This is a genomic window from Chryseobacterium carnipullorum, from assembly GCF_900142785.1.
GTDB classification, from domain to species: domain Bacteria; phylum Bacteroidota; class Bacteroidia; order Flavobacteriales; family Weeksellaceae; genus Chryseobacterium; species Chryseobacterium carnipullorum.
This window is the reverse complement of the sequence record NZ_FRCD01000008.1, coordinates 125,461-144,418: the sequence shown is the minus strand read 5'-3', so window position 1 is coordinate 144,418 and position 18,958 is coordinate 125,461. Positions and strand designations below refer to the sequence as shown.

General features: G+C 36.3%; 12 protein-coding genes. All 12 read right to left on the bottom strand.

All coding sequences use genetic code 11. From position 1 onward, the window contains the following. Positions 1–287: 287 nt before the first annotated feature. The 12 genes from polA to BUC06_RS10810 all read right to left on the bottom strand — a co-directional run bounded on the left by polA (position 288) and on the right by BUC06_RS10810 (position 18,920). Positions 288–3,122, bottom strand: a complete 2,835-nt coding sequence (gene polA, locus BUC06_RS10865; RefSeq protein WP_073333675.1) for a DNA polymerase I — start codon at positions 3,120–3,122, stop codon at positions 288–290. A gap of 293 nt (positions 3,123–3,415) precedes the next feature. After that, the gene (gene tssD, locus BUC06_RS10860) at positions 3,416–3,823 is read right to left on the bottom strand and encodes a type VI secretion system tube protein TssD (RefSeq protein ID WP_175550373.1); all 408 of its coding nucleotides are present in this window, start codon (positions 3,821–3,823) and stop codon (positions 3,416–3,418) included. Positions 3,824–4,532: 709 nt separating this feature from the next. Then, on the bottom strand, positions 4,533–5,870 hold the full coding sequence (locus BUC06_RS10855) for a hypothetical protein (RefSeq protein WP_073333673.1): 1,338 nt from the start codon (positions 5,868–5,870) through the stop codon (positions 4,533–4,535). A 7-nt stretch (positions 5,871–5,877) separates the two neighbouring features. Then, entirely contained in the window at positions 5,878–6,561 is a 684-nt protein-coding gene (locus BUC06_RS10850) for a hypothetical protein (RefSeq protein ID WP_073333670.1), read from the bottom strand. Between the two features lie 2 nt (positions 6,562–6,563). Beyond that, positions 6,564–7,640, bottom strand: coding sequence for a LysM peptidoglycan-binding domain-containing protein (locus tag BUC06_RS10845; RefSeq protein WP_073333668.1), 1,077 nt, complete (start codon positions 7,638–7,640; stop codon positions 6,564–6,566). A gap of 3 nt (positions 7,641–7,643) precedes the next feature. Next, a complete protein-coding gene (locus BUC06_RS10840; RefSeq protein WP_394363680.1) occupies positions 7,644–9,761 on the bottom strand; it encodes a type VI secretion system Vgr family protein in 2,118 nt (705 codons plus the stop codon). 285 nt (positions 9,762–10,046) lie between these two features. Then, positions 10,047–10,457, bottom strand: a complete 411-nt coding sequence (gene tssD / locus BUC06_RS10835) for a type VI secretion system tube protein TssD (protein WP_181876102.1) — start codon at positions 10,455–10,457, stop codon at positions 10,047–10,049. A gap of 352 nt (positions 10,458–10,809) precedes the next feature. After that, positions 10,810–11,679 (bottom strand): lytic transglycosylase domain-containing protein, encoded by an 870-nt coding sequence (locus tag BUC06_RS10830; protein ID WP_073333658.1) that lies wholly within the window; start codon positions 11,677–11,679, stop codon positions 10,810–10,812. Positions 11,680–11,763: 84 nt separating this feature from the next. Then, a complete protein-coding gene (locus tag BUC06_RS10825; RefSeq protein WP_073333656.1) occupies positions 11,764–14,259 on the bottom strand; it encodes an ATP-dependent Clp protease ATP-binding subunit in 2,496 nt (831 codons plus the stop codon). Between the two features lie 380 nt (positions 14,260–14,639). After that, complete coding sequence (tssD, locus tag BUC06_RS10820) at positions 14,640–15,041, bottom strand: type VI secretion system tube protein TssD (RefSeq protein ID WP_073333653.1); 402 nt, start codon at positions 15,039–15,041, stop codon at positions 14,640–14,642. Positions 15,042–15,565: 524 nt separating this feature from the next. Further along, positions 15,566–17,965: a type VI secretion system protein TssR domain-containing protein gene (tssR, locus tag BUC06_RS10815; protein WP_073333651.1), complete on the bottom strand. Its 2,400-nt coding sequence runs from the start codon at positions 17,963–17,965 to the stop codon at positions 15,566–15,568. A 46-nt stretch (positions 17,966–18,011) separates the two neighbouring features. After that, positions 18,012–18,920 (bottom strand): PKD domain-containing protein, encoded by a 909-nt coding sequence (locus tag BUC06_RS10810; protein ID WP_073333647.1) that lies wholly within the window; start codon positions 18,918–18,920, stop codon positions 18,012–18,014. Between the last annotated feature and the right edge of the window lie 38 nt (positions 18,921–18,958).

The window sequence follows — 18,958 nt, the reverse complement described above, 5'->3', positions numbered from 1 at the left end:
TTCTTTCATTCTCATCAAAAACTACCCCAAAAGTAGTATTTCACAGAAGGTTTTTCTTTTATATCTTTATTACCTCATCATTAGAATGCATAATTCTTTTGACAGACACAAAACGAAGGTAAGATCAATGAGGTGAAAAATGATTACAAAGACTTTATGCGAAGTGCAAAAAGTTGAGAAGGCTAAATTTTTAGTCTTCTTTTTGTTTAAATTGCTTTACTAAATTAAGACAAAAAATAAGGTGAGTTTTTGGAAACTCACCTTATTTTATCTCTGTAACATTTTTATTAATGTGCTTCCAGCCAGTTATTTCCGACGCCCACTTCTACCAATAATGGCACCTGCGTTTCTAAAGCACGTTCCATTTCAGTTTTAATCAGTTTTGAAGCGATTTCAATCTCGTCTATCGGAGATTCAAACACCAATTCGTCATGTACCTGAAGAAGCATTTTGGTTTTTAGCTGCTGGGCTTCCAGTTCTTTATCAATTTTGATCATGGCAAGCTTTACAACATCTGCTGCACTTCCCTGAACCGGTGCATTTACGGCATTTCTTTCTGCATGACCTCTTACCACGAAATTATTGGAATTGATATCTTTTAAATGACGTTTTCGTCCTAAAATAGTTTCAACATAGCCTATCTGACGGGCTTTGCTCACCTGCTCGGCCATGTATTCCTTTAGTTTCGGATAGGTCTCAAAATAGGCTTCAATCATCTGTTTCGCTTCGGTTCTCGATAATCCGGTTTGTTCCGCTAAAGCAAAGGCTCCCTGTCCATAGATAATTCCAAAATTCACCGTCTTTGCCTGGCTTCTCTGGGTTTTAGAAACCTCTTCCAACGGAATTTTAAATAGTTTGGCCGCTGTTGAGGCATGAATATCTTCTCCGTCCTGGAAAGCTTTGATCATATTATCTTCTCCTGAAATCTCGGCGATCAAACGAAGTTCGATCTGTGAGTAATCGGCAGAAATGATCTTTTTCCCTTCTCCTGAAACAAAAGCACCTCTGATCTGCTGTCCACGAAGGGTTCTGATCGGGATATTTTGAAGGTTCGGATTTACGCTCGCCAGACGGCCCGTAGCAGCCGTAGTCTGTGAGAAATTGGTATGAACCCGGCTGTCCTGCTTATCGATCTGTGAAGGCAGTGCATCCACGTAGGTCGACTTTAATTTCTGATAGGTTCTGTATTCCAGAATATGCTTGATGATCTCATGCTTCGAGGAAAGTTTCTGAAGAACATCTTCAGAAGTAGCATATTGCCCGGTTTTTGTTTTCTTCGCTTTTGGATCCAGCTGCATTTTTTCAAACAGGATTTCTCCAAGCTGTTTTGGTGAATTCATGTTGAATTCTTCTCCAGAAATCTCAAAAATGGTGGTTTCCAGTTGTCTCAGATCATTTTCCAGATCGATACTTTCCTGCGCCAGCCATTTTTCATCCAATGAAATTCCGGACAATTCCATTTTAGCGAGTACCTCCATCAGCGGCATTTCTATATTGAAGAATAGGTCTTCTAAATTTTCTTTTTTAAGTTGTGGCGCGAAGAGTTCATACAACTGGAAGGTAATATCCGCATCTTCCGCTGCATAATCGGTCTGTGTTCTCAAGTCCGCATCTCTGAAGGTTCCCTGATTTTTACCTTTCTTTCCGATAATGGTTTCAATAGAAACGGGTTTATAATTCAGATAAACTTCTGAAAGATAATCCATTCCGTGTCTTCCGTCAGGATTCAGCAGATAATGGGCGATCATGGTGTCAAACATGGCCCCTTTTACCGTAATATCGTACTGTTTTAATATTTTATAATCGAATTTTAAATTGTGGGCAATTTTCAGCAAATCTTCTTTTTCAAAAAATGGTCTGAAGATTTCCAAAGTCTGAAGGACTTCGCCTTTGTCCTCGGATAGAGGGATGTAGTAAGCCAGACCTTTTTTATAAGAAAAACTCATTCCTACAAGCTCTGCTTCCAGTTCGTTCAGTGATGTGGTTTCTGTATCAAAACAGACTGCTTTCTGTTTTAATAAATTGTTGACCAGAACTTTCTGTGCTTTAGGATTATCTACAAACTGGTACAGGTGATCATTGTGTTCTATTGTCGATTTTGTAGAGGTTGCCTGATCCAGCTCTTCAAAATTGGCAAACAGGTCAAGCTGCATGGCTTGTCCTTTTATTTCTGCGCCTGAAGGTTTTTGGGTTACTTCAACTTCACTCACGATTAATGTTTCTACAGGAGCAGAAGCAAAAGCTCTGTAAAGGTTTTCATATAATCTTCTGAATTCAATTTCGTCAAAAACTTCTTTTACTTTATCGAAATCCGGCGTATCAAGATCATATTGTTCCTGATGAAATTCTACAGGGGCATCACAGATAATGGTGGCTAATTTTTTTGATAAAATTCCACGTTCAGCGGAGGCTTCTACTTTTTCTTTCAGTTTTCCTTTCAGTTTATCCGTATTCTGTAAAAGGGTTTCAATATTACCGAATTCTTTAAGAAATTTCATCGCCGTTTTCTCTCCTACTCCATCCAGTCCGGGGATATTATCCACAGCATCACCCATCATCGCAAGGAAATCGATGACCTGCTTCGGATCTTCAATCTCGTATTTTGCTTTTACTTCTTCTACTCCAAGGATCTCAATATCTCCACCTTTTAAACCGGGTTTATAAATCTTGATTTTATCGGTTACCAACTGAGCAAAATCTTTGTCGGGCGTCACCATAAAAGTGGTATAGCCTTCTTTTTCTGCTTTGCAGGCAATGGTTCCTATAACGTCATCTGCTTCGTAACCTTCGACCCCTAAAATCGGGATATGCATCGCCTGAAGAATTCTGTGAATGTATGGAATAGCAATTTTGATCGCTTCAGGAGTTTCGCTTCTGTTGGCTTTGTAGTCTGAATAATCGTCTGTTCTTACACTGGCCTGTCCTACATCAAAAACAACCGCCAGATGGGATGGCTTTTCTCTTCTGATCAATTCTATCAAAGAGTTGGTAAAACCGAAAATAGCAGAAGTATCCAGTCCTGTACTGGTAAGCCTCGGATTCCTGATCAATGCGTAATATCCTCTAAAAATCATTGCATAAGCATCGATAAGAAAGAGTCTTTTATCTTGTGTTGCGTCCATAATATCTATAATGAACAAATATAAGAAAATAGGAATATTTTCAGGAGGTATAAGTGATGAATTATGTGGGATGTGTTCTGGAGTGTGAGAGTACAAGGGGTTTAGGGTGAATGAATACAGCGTTTATTATTTTACAATTCTAAATATTGAATCAATAGCTTAAAAGTCTAATATCTGTTATCTGGTCTCTAAAATCTTAACGCATATTCATCGCATTTCATAAAAAAACAGAACAGCATTTCTGCTATTCTGTCTTGATGTTATTTTTTTATTAAAAGACTTGGGTCTATTAATTATTGACCTCCTGGCCACATTCCACGGTACTCAGAATTCCCCAGAGTGATCACCTCTGCACTGATCACAAAGCTGATCAACATGCTGTTGCTGTCAATAGCATCGAAGTCTACTTCGTGTTGAATTACATATCCGTTTTCCCACTTCAAAGTCGTTAATGTACCTTCTTCGTGAGATTTATTGAAAGTAACTTCACCTGTTGTAGGCTTATATTTTCCGTTCAATAAACTTTCCAAGATATCAGATTTTTCAGTAGCTTCTACTGTTACTTTGATCAAAGCGTTTGAAGGATCTGATGCTACACGTCCTGAAACGTCTGTAGATCTTGATACGCTATAATTAAGCTTTAATAATTTTTGTTCTCCTCCGTTGTTGAATTTTAAGATTCCTCTTGAATTTGCTGCCATGATTGGTGTATTTAATTGTTATATAATATTGTGATTAGTGATTGATTACAGAACAAAGATAGACCCGATACAGGTAAAGAAAAAGTTTTTAGAGGTAAATCTGAAATATTGTAGTAATACTACGATTTGATATAGTAATTCTACGACTTTTGATTTAAAAAAATATCTTAATTACCTATTTATAAAAGGTTTAACCCTATCTAAAATACCATTAATTACTATTATTTTACCCCATTACGGGAAATAATAGAAATAAGAAAGAGGGTATGCTAGCGGGAATTATTTAATATTAATTATATCGAATATCCAGCTCACAATCTATATTATTAATCTTGGTTGGAATACCAAAAGACACTTTGATAATTTTTCTTTCTCATCATTGAAAAATGCAATTCCATTTGAGCTGACTTCAGAAATTTCTTAAGATTTTCCCCTTTCTCTTCTTCATATGGTAAACTTCCCCTTTTTTGAAGACTTCCCCTTTTTTAAACAGTTGATAAATATCATATGAAACACATTTGATCTATGAAATGGGTGCAAATACTTTGTCACATTTTCTGGCTGATAGCATTTTGTAATGAAAAATTCACTTACTAAAAAGATAGTACAGCTACAAAAATTGCTCATGAAGAATAGCCAATTTTTTTATCTTTATGTTTTTTGACATTTACAGATAGATTGATACTTCCTAATAGAAATTACTTAAAATTCATGCATCATTTGCATTGACCGCGATACTATCTGTATTATCATTTGAAAAATCTTCTGCAGCAAGTCTTATGGCATTCTCTGCAAAAAAACTGCTGACAAAAGGTGCTATTAGAGTAATTATACCTCCCGCTACTTTTCCGGAAGTTTCAATGTTTAATAATGTGTTAGCTTTAATCGAAGCTTTACCATTTTCATGATGAATATTGACTGCACTTCCAACATTCCGCTCATTAACCATTCCCCTTAAATTACCACTTTTATTAGTGATTTTGTCTTTAAGAACACTCCCAAAATCTCCATTTTTCATCCTGATTATTATTTCCTTAAGATCAGGATTATTTTTAAGTGAATATGTTCCTTGCCTCTGTGCTTCAGCAACTCCGGTTTCAAATTTTGCAATATCACTTTTTGTTGCTTTATTGTCAATCATTCGCTGTTTAATATTCGGGATATCTTTAGCATCCATAGCTACCGAATATGGATCCCAACTATCGGTTGGCTGAATTAAGTTTGTTGTACTTTCACCTGCTCCTTTAACATTTTCATAGCTACCATCACCTATTCCCGCATTAATTGATGTGGCAGTGGATGAAGCTAAAGGATTTATTAAAAAATACCCAATCGGTAAGAAACCTAAAAAAATTGCAGTTTGTTTTGCTACATATAGAGACCTCGCTCCTCCTAATAAACCTCCGACAGGCAAACTGGTACCCATACTAAAACCAAACAAAACCCCAGCAATAAGTCCAGAACCTATATTAACCCATTTTTCAGTGTTATTATTTAGAGAAATGCTATATGCTGCGCTATTTGCAGAAGTACGGCTGATAAAAGGTAATAAAACCCCACCCTCCTTACATGCTAGCATTGAATTCTTTGTCAATGCCAAATACATATCTTTATTTTTAACTTTATTACTATCAAAATGTACTGTCGTATGATGATTTTTCCACTGACTTTCCTCAAAGCCAATCATTTCACTACACGTTGGTCGTTGACTCATTTGCCAAAGGCCATATCCAATGGCTGCAATTGCAATTGCCCCTCCAACGATCCATCCTGCGACGGGAATAGTTGCTGCAGTTGCAGCTACTAAAAGCATTCCTCCTATAACTCCTCCTCCAAAAGCTACAGTTCCTAAACCAGAACTCCAACCGCTTTTACATTCAAAATCCTCTGATAACTTTTTATCAATTTTAACCAGAAAAACTCTATTTTGAGTACCTAATTTCACAGATTTAAATTGTCTGTTATCGCTCAGATTAAATTGTTTATAGTCTGAGTTTAATTGATTTGTACAAACTGCAAATACATTTTCAGGTAAGTAAACTGCCATATTTATATTATTTAAAAAAAATATATTCCATAATATTTACAAAAAGTATCATTATTAAGACTAATATTCCTAAAATAAATACCACCACTTGCCAAGGTTTCATTCTATTTATTATTGAGTATTTTATCTTTTCTTCTTTTACTACATAAACTCCAAAATTTGGAATAATATTAGGTTGTACAATATTTTTAAGCACTTTTTCATTAAAATGCTTATCAATATAAGGTTTTAAATATTGAACAAATGCATCTAATTCATCTATATCTTTTTGCTTAGAGAATGGTGCCAAGCCTGTATTACCTACTCTTATTTTAATTACATTATTTTTCGTCTTAATTGTCAGATAACGCAATCCAATATTTCCCAAGTTTTTGATTATTTTAATATCAGATAATTGAATATGATGATTAATACCTCTGAATTTCAGATTTAAAAATTTATCATCTATATTTATAATCCATTCTTTTTCTCTGACCAGATTAGTTAATTGTTTTAAGATAATAATGCTTATTCCTACCGTTGTTGTAGCTCCAAAAAGAAGCGGCATGAGAAAAGATATTTTAGGAAATAAAATATGACTGCCATATAATATTCCAAACATAATCATTAGACTTGGAAAAATTAACATTAAAGCCAATTTAAGCTCTGTTTTAGCATCAAGACCTTGAAATCGGAACTCTTTATTATTCATACTTATGGAGTAAAATTTTCTAATTTCTTAACTGTAAATATACATTCATTCTCAATGTTATCAGAAATTTCTTCTTTTAAAACAACTCTTGCGTTATTAATAGTTTTGGTCTTAGTATTCATTTCTATAGTTGATCGAAAAATAATCTTGTATGCAGTAAAATCATATTTAACAACTGCCCTATGAAGTTCATCGTATCTGTTTCTAATTTCAGTTAGTAGTTTTTCGGACATTTCATATTCTGCTACCTTCCTAATTGAAACAATTCCATCATTCTCATCTATCTTATCATATCTTAAGTTTAATGGAATAATTATTGGCGGAACAATTGTTGATATAAAATCAAATTTTACGTTTTCCCACTGGCTTTCCTTAAAGAGATATTGATCAAAACAACAAAAATAAAAGAAGTCTCTCCAATACTCTTCCTCATTGTTAGCTGATAATGAGAATTGTTGATCTCCCATATCTAATAATTCTTCAACAGCTCCCCTATTCGTTTCTCCAATTTTTTTTATGAAAGGTATATTATAAAACTCCTTCTGTTTAAAATATAACCAGTTATCATTAATCTCCTTTTTATTTAAAATTTGTTTTGGTTTACCCGTTTCAATATCCAGATTAAACAATACATTATTTTTAATTCTATCGGTTTTCTCAATAAAATCAAATGTTTCTTCTAAAAATTTGGGAGAAATTTCTTTGTTATAATCCTCCAATTTAACATATCCTGTTTCAAGAGAAAGGTTATGTTTAAGAAGATATTGAAAGTGTTGTTCAACATAATGAACCAAATTATTATTAAATTTAGAAGTATTTATTTGCTCACATCTATATCTAGCTTGTTGATTAAAATCTAATTCTCCGCTCTTTGCCTTATTCTTCTTTTTTTGATGTATTATATTTTTGTTGATTAATATATACTTGAGATGCAACGGTAAATCGTCATTTAAAATTATTCCAGTTATTCCACAATTTTCGTTATGAAATATCTTCATCTCATTTGCATCCAAATCATATTTTTCAGCAATAGATTTTAAAGTATCACCTTTTTGTATTTCGTATTTTATAAACTCCATTTTTTAATTTATATCTACAGATGTTCCTGTAATAGTAGTACTTCCATTAAAAATTGCTTTTGCTGTCCCGGTTCCTTTTATTTCTACCTCAGCACTGGTTATTGTAATTTTAGTACCTGTAATTTTAATCTCACTACTTCCTACCTTAAGTGTTATTTTATCAACTCCTGTTAAATTTATAACCCCTGCGTTATCCATTGTAAATATACTTTGCTCTTTTCCTACCTCCACCTTATGCGTATTTCCTACATCTGTTATATGGTCACATCCAACTTCGAGTTTTTTATTATTACCAATTTTATCCGTTTTATTGTTACCAACTGTTTTTGTACTGTCATTATTTGCATTGTGGACTACATTCCCCGCTCCATCAAAAAACATATTAGCCCCTCCCTGATCCTTTAGATTCATAGATCCGGCTCCATTGTCATATTTCAATTCTGCGCCACTTCTTCCACTAAAACTCATCACATTATTCCCGGCTCCACCTCCGGCACCAATCCCTCCATGAAACATTCCTCCCATCACAAAAGGACGGTCCGGATGCTGATGAACAAAGTTCACGATGATCTGATCACCTACTTCAGGAACAGACATAAAACCACGGTTTTTATTGACTTTATCACTGCTTCCGGCGTCAGGAGACATGACGCGGATAAATTCGGTAGTATCCTGCCCTGCCTGCCAGTCAAACTGTACTTTCACTCTGCCCTGATCTGAAGGATCGCTGTTGGATATTACTTTGGCAAACTGAGGTTCTGCTTTTGGAATTTCAAATTCCGGGCGGGGAATAAATCCGGTGTCTGCAGCAATAGCTTCAAAAGTGCCTTCATAATAACCTCTTGCATCCACTTCATGGGTAACTCCAATGATCATTAATTTTGTAAAATAGGCCGTATCACTGCTATCTGCTTTACGCATTTCAATATCTGCAGTACATCCCGGATATAAGAACGGAACGGTAGTCGTTCCTGAAGTAATGAAAACTTCCGATGCCTTACTACCTGCTGTGCCTTTCTGCGATGCATCGATATCCATAAAAGAGGTGGCTTTAATAGGGGCTACTCTTAATGAGGGCGTCTTAAAAGTTCTCTCTGATATTTCATAAGCCCGTTTGGCAATATCTGAAGTATGACTGATCTTTGAACTTCCGGTAGTCAGCTTTTCATTTTTACTGCTGTTGTAACCGTAAAAACTTGGACTTACATGCTGTGCTTTCATTTTGATAGCAATATCACTTACACTGCTGCCATAAGTAAGCATCACCGGTTTTTCCTGTGGCGGAAGCTTCCCGAAATGCAGTACTTCACCATCGTAATAAAACTGTTCTCCGTATGCTTCGGCAATTCTTGCCAGATAATTATAATGCGTTTCTTCGTATTGAGAGCTGTAGGGAACATTTCCATGCTGGGCATCTACCCTGAAATCAAATTTATTTGATCCAAGACCTTCTTTGATCACATGATGGGCAATACTGTTTAAGCTCACTTCCTGCCCACCTCCGAAACTCTGGATATGAGGTGCCGCATCCAGCAAAACCGTAGGACTGAATCCGGTAAGGATGATATTTCCAAGATTCCCTTTTTCCTGACTGAAACCTACTTCTGTGATAACCCCGACAAAGTTACGTTCGGGCCCTTCTTCAATATCTTTATATTGAAATACTACGGTAATTCTTTTGCCTAAAAAATTCTGCGCTTCCTGCAGATTATGATTTTCCGGACTTCCCAGAGTATCATGAGCAAGGGTCAGGCTGAATTCATGATGCCTTGAGGCACTCTGAGCCAGTTTAAAATGCTTGAAATGTTTAATAATCTGTCCTTCAATGACAATATCAAGCATAACAACGCGGTTGATTCCGGCAATTAAGCTTTCAGGAATGGCGGCAGCATTGTGTATTTTTGAGGTGGGCTGTTTTGCCCAGACCTTATTTTCGGTAATGGATGGATTATTCGGAACCAGCGTTTGGTTCATGAACATTTTTGAGTTTTGGGCAGTACCGGAATAGATTTCCTGAGCCTTTTTTGCTGACTTTTTTACAGCTTCATCTGCTTTATGAAGCTTTTCGTCTATTTTTTGTACGGCATTATTTTCAGCATTTTTAAGCTGTTGTGATGCCATTATATTTTTTTTGACACTGCCTTTAGAGCTTTGTCCTTTTATCGATTGATCATCCTTGAACATATTATGTGTTTTTTTAATTAGGAATCCGTATTGAATCGCTTCAGGATGTTCAATTTTTTTTGAAGATTCATTTTCAATTCTTAAAAAAAAATTAAATAAGAATTCCTACAGGATTCGTTTTTTTGGAGGTTCAATTGGCTAAAAATAGCAAAAACAGAATAGCATATTCCTGCGAATACACTATCCTGTACCAATTTATTTTTACTAAGGTGATTGTTTAGATTATTTTCCGTCTGAAGGCCACATTCCACGATACTCAGAGTTACCAAGGGTGATCACTTCCGCGCTTACGACAAAGCTGATCAGCATGCTGTTTTCGTCTACAGCGTCGAAGTCTACTTCGTGTTGGATAACATATCCGTTTTCCCACTTTAAGGTAGTTAATGTACCTTCTTCGTGAGATTTGTTGAAAGTAACTTCACCTGTAGTAGGCTTATACTTTCCGTTCAATAGGCTTTCTAAGATATCAGATTTCTCAGTAGCTTCCACTGTTACTTTGATCAAAGCATTGGAAGGGTCTGATGCTACACGTCCTGAAACGTCTGTAGATCTTGAAACACTGTAATTAAGCTTTAATAACTTTTGTTCTCCTCCGTTGTTGAATTTTAAGATTCCTCTTGAATTTGCTGCCATGATTGGTAAATTTTAATTGTTAATATTTTGTGATTTGGTGATTGATTACATAGCAAATATATAACGTCATATTTTGATAATAAAGCTTTTGAATATAAATTTGAAAATTTGTAGTAATTCTACGATTTGATGTAGTAATTCTACGACTTTTGATTTAAAACAAAACCTAAAAACCTGAATTAAAAACGATTAACACAATAAAAAACACTAATTCTACGTACTTTTTTTACACTATAAGGAGAAATAAAGAAAAAGAATTATAACAAATCCCGACGTTTTACCAAGTAATATAAAGACATAAAAAAAACCGTCACTAACGTAACGGCTATAAGTTTATTTATACTTTTTGGGTTTATTGTTGTACCCGATTTCCTTCTTTTATAGAACGTATTAGAATTTTATTTTTCCTCAAAAGAAAGTCCGGCATAAGATCCGTTGGAAGATAAAGAGGGCTCTCCCCTTTTTTCTGAAGTTCTTCTACAATGCCAGGATTCCAGGCAAGAATTTCACTCATTCCAATGTTCAATTCATTAGCAATGATGTCCAGATTAAATCCTGCATTGATCTCTGTTTCCTGCAGAGATACACCAGAATTCCTGCTACTTCCTCCCTCGGTAAAGAAAACCTTATTAAGCCTGGAAGAATTATAGTTGTTTAAAACACTTTCCAGCTCACCGGTTGCATAGCATGCATTCAGATATTTTTTTACGTGATTGATTGTTTCTCCAGGGAGGTATTTGGAAAATAGATGATATTGGGTCGAACCTGCAGACTCCATCGCTTTGGCAATATTTCCTTCGCCACAGTTATAGGCTGCTACTACAGTAATCCAGTCACCATACTTTCTGTACAGGTTAGCCAGGGAAACTACTGCAGTCTTGGTACTTTTATAGACGTCTGTACGGTTCTGCTCTGTAAGTCCATATTGGTTGGCATGGGCGGTCATGAACTGCCATACGCCCACCGCTCCGGCTCCCGAGGTGATATTCCTGTTAAAATGTGACTCAATGAGCGCCAGATTTCTCAAATGTTTGGGCAGACCTTTCTGCACCAATGAATATTCGATAAATTCAACGATTTCCTTATTGGAATTTATAATGTTATTGTACTTTCTTACACTGTTTTCAGAAGTATCTGAGGCGGCAAGAAACTGTCCCTTCACCATTATAAAACTCCCTGCCAGCATCAATCCTGTAAAGATATTTTTGAATAGGATTCTCATTTTAATTCATTATGTTTTTTCAAAGAAAGCTCATAAGATGAAAGACATGCGGTCCTTGTACTGATCAGCTTTCTTTGTTTATTGTTAATCTACTTTCCAGCTTATTTTTTCCTCTTCGCTGTTCCAGTCTACATGAAGCGTCTGTCCGGATTTCACTTCTTCTCTTACGATCATCTTTGAAATCGGTCTCGCCAGTTGGGCACGGATTACTCCGGAAATCTGTCTTGCTCCGTATTTACTGCTGAAGCCTCCCAATGCAAGATTTTTCACGGCTTCGTCTGTAATTTTCAAGCTCATTCCTAATCTTGTAAGTGAGGTATGGAGTGATTTCAACTGAATATTGAAAATTCTTTCTGCAATAGATTCCGTAATCGGTGCAAAGGGAATAATCTCTGTGATTCTTGCTAAAAACTCAGGTCTGAATCTTCCTGAATTGGACATAATCTGCATCAGCGAAGATGATTCGGGAACTTTACCTTCTTCAAACTGTTTGACAATCTCTTCACTTCCTATATTTGAAGTAAATAAGATGATCGCATTGCTGAAATCTCCTTCTTTTCCTAATTTATCATGAACCTTTCCTTCATCCATGATCTGTAAAAATACATCAAAAACGGAATGGTGTGCTTTTTCGATTTCATCAAATAAAACGACGGTGTAGGGTTGCTGTCTGATCTTATTCACCAACATTCCTCCTTCTTCGTAACCTACATATCCCGGAGGCGCTCCGTATAATAATGCTGCTGAATGTTCTTCTTTAAATTCAGACATATCAAAACGAACCATGGCTTTCTCATCGTTGAAAAGCAATTCTGCCATAGATTTGGCCAGCTCGGTTTTTCCGGTCCCGGTAGGTCCCAGAAGGAAAAATGATCCGATAGGCTGTCCGGGTTTATTAAGTCCGCTTCGGTTTTCAACAATGGCATCCGAAAGGATTTTCAGAGCATGATCCTGACCTACTACTCTGTTCAATAGAAGAGATTCCATGTTCAGAAGTTTTTCTTTTTCCTGAGCCTGAATCTTCCCGATTGGAATATTGGTTTTGGCCGCCATCACTGCTGCCAGCTCCAGACGATCTACTTTTTCTCTTTTTTTGGCCGCGTGCTGTAAAAGCTCTGCATACGTGTCATCGATGATTTTATGGATCTGATCAACAGGCATAGAATTATCGATAGTAGGCTGCTCACTTAATGATCCCCAAAGAATTGGGCTTATTTTATCCCTAAGAAGATTATAATTCCAGATCAGTTCATTAGCCTGATCTTTCGTGTCGGTATATTCTTCTTTTACAATAGTTTCATAAGTTTCTTTCCAGCTTGCCAGCTCTTTTTCTGAAAGTTCGTCCAGCATTTTAATGGCGGCCATGGTTCTGTCTAGCAGGTCAATCGCTGCATCGGGCAGTTTTTTACCTTTTGCATATCTTTTTGCCAGACGTACGCACTCTGGAATAGATGTTTTTTCTACTTCGATTCCGTGGTGTTTTTTGTAACCATCAAGAAGGACATCGATCATCTTTACGCAGGTTTGTTCATCCGGTTCATTGACTGTTAATACTTCAAAACGACGGTTAAACGCCTGTTCCGGTTCAATAATTTTTCTATATTCTTCCTGTGTTGTAGCCCCGATTACTGTAATTTCTCCTCTTGCCAGTTCAGGCTTCAGGAGGTTGGCTACATTCCCAATACTTCCTTTGGGATCTAAAAGGGTGTGGATTTCATCAATGAAAAGAACTGCTTTTTCAATTTTCTTACATTCATTGATGACTTTTTTAAGACGGTCTTCGATTTCGCCTTTGTAGGATGTTCCTGCCAATAATGCGCCTGTATCCAGTTCAAGAAGGGTGGCATTTTTAAGCATTTCAGGAACATTTCCTTTGGTAATTTCAGTAGCAAAACCTTCTACCAAAGCTGTTTTTCCTACACCAGGCTCACCGATAATGATTACATTGGGCTTACTTCTCCGGCAAAGGATTTCAACAAGCATTCTGAGTTCTTTGTCTCTTCCTATGATATTTTCCAGATCTCCTTTCCTGGCTTGCGCAGTTCTGTCTACACAATAGCTTTTGATGGATGGAAATGATGAATCTGTAAAATCTGATCCGTTTGAAAAAATTGAGGAAAAATCACCGTCTTCAGATACGGCGAAAGGAGTATCTTTTCTGTATAAATTAAAAATTTCATGTTCTCTGAGCGGAAGTGATTTCAATTGCTGCAGTGAAAAAACAACCTGTGGCTTTACGATAGCCGTAAGGATACAGATGGGTGTGATCTCATCCAGACCTAATTTTAAGCGGATATCGTCTGCTTCCTCAACAAGAGTGTCTAATGCCTCATCCTGACGTACCTCATCGGGAAGGTGGGCAGTCTTTGGATAATCTTCAATGCGGACATCTGCCCACTCATAAAAGTAGCCTGGATCTTTATCTATGCTTTTAAGGAATTCATTAAGACCAATATCTTTGTGCATTAAAGCCTGTAAAATATGAGGGCCGCCATACGTTGCATTATAATTTTCCTTCGCTATCGACTGAGCAATATGAAATAGCTGTTTTACTGTTTCGTTGGTTACTAGTACTCCCATTTATAATTTTTCTAATATTAATATGTTTGTGTTCCTGATCGTAGTTTCAGATGATTTGGTGTTATCTGTTGAAAGATACATTTTTTACAAATATATCTTTTTTATACAAAAATATATAGGGTTAAAGATAGTTAATTCTTTGATTAGAGAAGTAATAAGTTTTTGGTCTGATTACTTTTTAAACTGATATATTTTTTTTAGAAGATGTCTAAAAAGAAAAATTTGTTTCTATCATTTCAGATCAATTAATCTGATATCATATTTTTTTCTGCTTTCTTATTGTTCTTTCCTTCTTTGTTTACACCCAACTTTAGGCAAAAAAGACCGTCTTTTAAGGGACGATCTTTTTCTATGAATGTTGATGTGTAATAGTGTCTTATTTAAGATGGCCATGCTCCGCTGTACTTGGAATTGCCAAAGTCGATTGTTTCTGCGCTTATGACAAAACTAATCAGCATGCTGTTCTCGTCTATAGCATCAAAACTTACCTGATGCTGGATGACATAACCATTTTCCCAGCTTAAGGTGATCAGTGTCCCTTCCTCGTGAGATTTATTGAAAGTAACTTCGCCTGTTGTAGGCTTGTATTTTCCATTCAGTAAACTTTCCAGAATATCCGATTTTTCGGTTGCTTCAACTGTAATTTTAATCAGTGCATTAGACGGATCCGATGCTACACGTCCTGAAACGTCCGTAGATCTGGATACACTGTATTTCAGTTTCAATAATTTCTGTCCTTCTCCGCCATTGAATTTTAAGATTCCTCTTGAATTTCCTGCCATGCTTTTCAGTTTTAACAGTTATTAATATTTTGTGATGTGGTGATTGTTTAACAAATATAAAGTGCTTATTTGTATTCTGAAAGCATTTGAATATAAATCTCAGAATTTGTAGTAGTTCTACGACTTTTTGTAGTAATTCTACGACTTTGGATTTAAAAATCCCGCTTACAGGTCATGAGCAGGCGTTTTACTTTTATCTGTCATCAAAGGAATAAAAGGATATTTTACACTTAAATGAGAAATAGACTGTGTTTCGGAAGATAAAGGTTCTAATTTTTGTTTAAAAGTTTAACGCGTTCCGGATTTTAGTGTTTGATAAATTTTATGATGTGTTGTATGTTTTCGTGTTTGCAGAATAAGAAATAACGGATTACGGGGTCTTTGAATATTGTAAACATCAAATAACCTTTGTTTAAAAATCTCACGTCTGATGTCTGATGTCTGAAATCTACCATCCTCATTCTTACCTAAAACAAAAAAGCAGAAGTTGTACTCCTGCTTTTCGTATAATAAAAAATTATTGATTAGTGTTTTGTGTATTCCGGTGCATCAACGGTCTGTGTAGTTGGCATAAAGTATTCATTAAGCCAATAGAATGTTTGTCCGTTCTGCTGGATTTTCACTGCTGGGTCGTTTCTGTGGGAAAGCATTCTGTCTGCCAATTCTTTGTAGTCTTTGAAGTACTTTCTTACCCTTTCATTTAAGACGATTTTTGATTTTTTCCAGCCTTTCAGCTTGTATTTGGACATCAGTTCATCTTCAGAATTATCAAAACCGGTACTTATTCCTACAGCATAAGACATTGGCTTCTCATACAATTCAGATTTATCAAGGAATTTTAAGGTTGGATTATATTTTTTCAGAAGCTTGATGTATTCTTTAATCGCTCTGGATTGACTGAAATCTGCTCTGTTGGGTTCAGTTTTAAGATAAACTTCAGAATAGAAATTCTTCAAGTTATCGTATTCTGTTTCAGAAATAAGAATTCCTTTTTCTATTCCCGGTTTATAATCTTTTAAATCTTTAGGGATATATCCTTTCACCAGGAATGGGTTTCCATAATTGATCAGCTGTGCAGCAATTCCAGCAGAAACCGGATTGGTAAGACCAGGGAACAGGTATTTGTACTTTAAATCCACATCTGTTCTTCCTGCTCCTACTGAAGAGTGGAAATATTCATTAAGCGATTTGTCAATGGTCTGATTGTCTAAAGTTACCTGTGCAATCAAGCTGTCTACAGATTTTTTCAGATAACCTGGCATTGCAACATCACCCTTTTTAGGGAAAATAACAAATCCCTGGGACATACTCTGCTTTGGATAATCCAATGAGAAGAACCCGGCATCACCTTCTATAAGACTGAAGTTATTTTTCGTAAGAACATCACTTTGATTAATGATTTTCTCTTTTTTAAGTTCTGCAATATTTTTTGCTGTATTGGTCACTACGTTTTCAGCCATCAATACAAAGTCATTGTAGGTATCAGATGACCTTGCGCTGGTCTGGAACATGATCAATCTTGCCTGTGCCTGCGTAAGAGAGCTGATGACACTGTACATGTTTCCGCTCTGGTTGGCAGAAGTACCTACCGTCACCACGATATTGGTCTCATCCGGAACATTGGAAAGAAGATTTCCTGCTGCTGACAGGGCTTCACCTACGGGCTGATATCCGCTGTTACTTGCACAGTTCATTTCATTGGTCTTTTCGGTAATGAATGTTGTGATCTTGCTATAATCAGTACTTAAGTTCGAAACCAAAACATTTTCTCCACATGGATTGTTTTTATACAAAACTACCCCATATTTTACCCCGCTGAAGTAAGAGGGCTTTTCAAACCTAAGCTGAAGATCCTGAAGAAGAGATTTTACGATCGGCGCATAGGGCGCATTAGGAGCACTTACGTCAAGGGCAAAAACAATGTTTATATTTTTATCTCTTTCTGTGATCTCTCTGTAACGGTCAAAAATAATCTTCTCACCAAGCACATTAAATATATAGTTTTTACTATAGTCTAAAATATTAGTAAAATATTTTGTCTTGGAATCAGGGGTTGGCGCTTCATCCAAAGCAAGATTTACCGGATAAATATTTTCCAGAGGTGTCCTTTTATGAGTTTCTGTAAGCAAAACTGCAGTTCTGCTCTCTGCATCTGCCGCTCCCGGATACCCTTCATGGATTCCCAATGCAGATTCAGTAACCTTGGTGTCATTTTTCAATTTAATGGCAGAACGTTCACCCCATGCAGAGATAACGTTGGCATTTACCCATCCGTAAAGATTAGTACTGATGCTGTCTATATCAATGGAAGGTTTTTTACCTACCAAAAATCTCTTGTTATTTTCTGCCTGCTTATAAACATACACCATCTGTCCGTTTGGAATTTTAACGTTGGCTGTTTCTATAAGACTTGGTGAGTTGAACACCATAATAGAATCATTCTTGTAGTATCTCTCGGCACTTCGAATGACTTCACTGTTATTCGGAACTACAGCGACTCTTACAGGATATCCTGTTTTTTCGCTTTTTAAAGAATTATTCCATAGAAGAAGATCGGATTCAGGAATCCATCCATAGGTCTTAATAGATTTTGAGGAAACTTTTTTCATTAAAGCATCGGGAATGTATTCCGCCACTTTTACCATTCCATCTCTATTCTTAAGAACCATTAAAGGTTCCAGAAATTTAACTTCTTTGTAAGACTTTTCGTCGCTTTTATCAAGATAAGCCGTATTTCTTGACCGGTCTGAAATAACGATCCATGGAACGGCCTTTTTAGGATATCCGTTCACTACCGGGGAGTTCTCTATCTGTCCGTATTGTGATGGTTCAGGGGTCCTTTTAGATGGCAGCTTCACCTGACAGCTCGTTATTAATACTGATAATCCGATATAATATGCTGCTAGAGGAAATTTATTTTTCATCCTATTTTATTTTTATGATTGGTGGGGTCCGGAAATCCGGATCGTATTATTTGCTTTGGTTGATGTCAACTTTAGTTACACAGTTTTGCTTATCATCTAAGTTCACTTTTACACTCTGGATCACTACGTTTTTATCAAACTGAAGTCCTGCGCAGTACATGTAGAAGTTATTAGCCTTACTGTCGCTCACTTTTACCACCGTATTTTCATTGTTACAAAGGTAAGTTCTCAGCAGGTAGTTGTAATGCATATTAAAACTGTTTCCATTAGCAATCTGCTGCAGGTGATATTTGAAATCGTCATCAATTTTTTTATAAGAATCTTCTACCGGCACTTCATCTTGCTCAAGGGAGTTGTAGGCCGGAAGAATTTTGATCATGTGATAAATTGGCTCCTGACTTTCTTCGGTAAATAATGTCACGCGGTAATCACCCGGTTTTTTATAAGAGTAGATGGTCATCTTCTCTTTGGCATCCGTATTTCCCGTTTCACCAAACTTCCATGCAAACTGAGTCGCATCTGAAACTGCACGAAACTGTACATTCTCATTCTGCATAGCCTGTGCAGGAGCTTCTATGATCGTTGCCATCTTAGCACTGTCTTTTGGCTTCACGTATCTGGCTGAAACCATTACAGGAAAAGTTTTGGTATACTTGTTGTCAATGATCAAACTCACCGAATAATATCCCGGTTTATCATAAAAGTGGATGCCTCTGTTTTGATCGGAAGTTTTCCCGTCCCCAAAATTCCATCTCTTGGTTTTTGCGAACTGGGTTTTATCCTCAAATAATAGGGTATCTCCTACAGATAGTGAGGAAGGATAGACTACTCCTACAATATCATCGGCAGAATGAATGACCTTTTTCTGTAGCCATAACGCGACGAGGGCTGCAATGAGCAGCGTCGCGATAACACCAATAATAATGTTTTTTTTGTTTTTTTGAAAATAATTCATAATTAAGTGATTGTGATGTGTTTATTCCTTTAATGTTT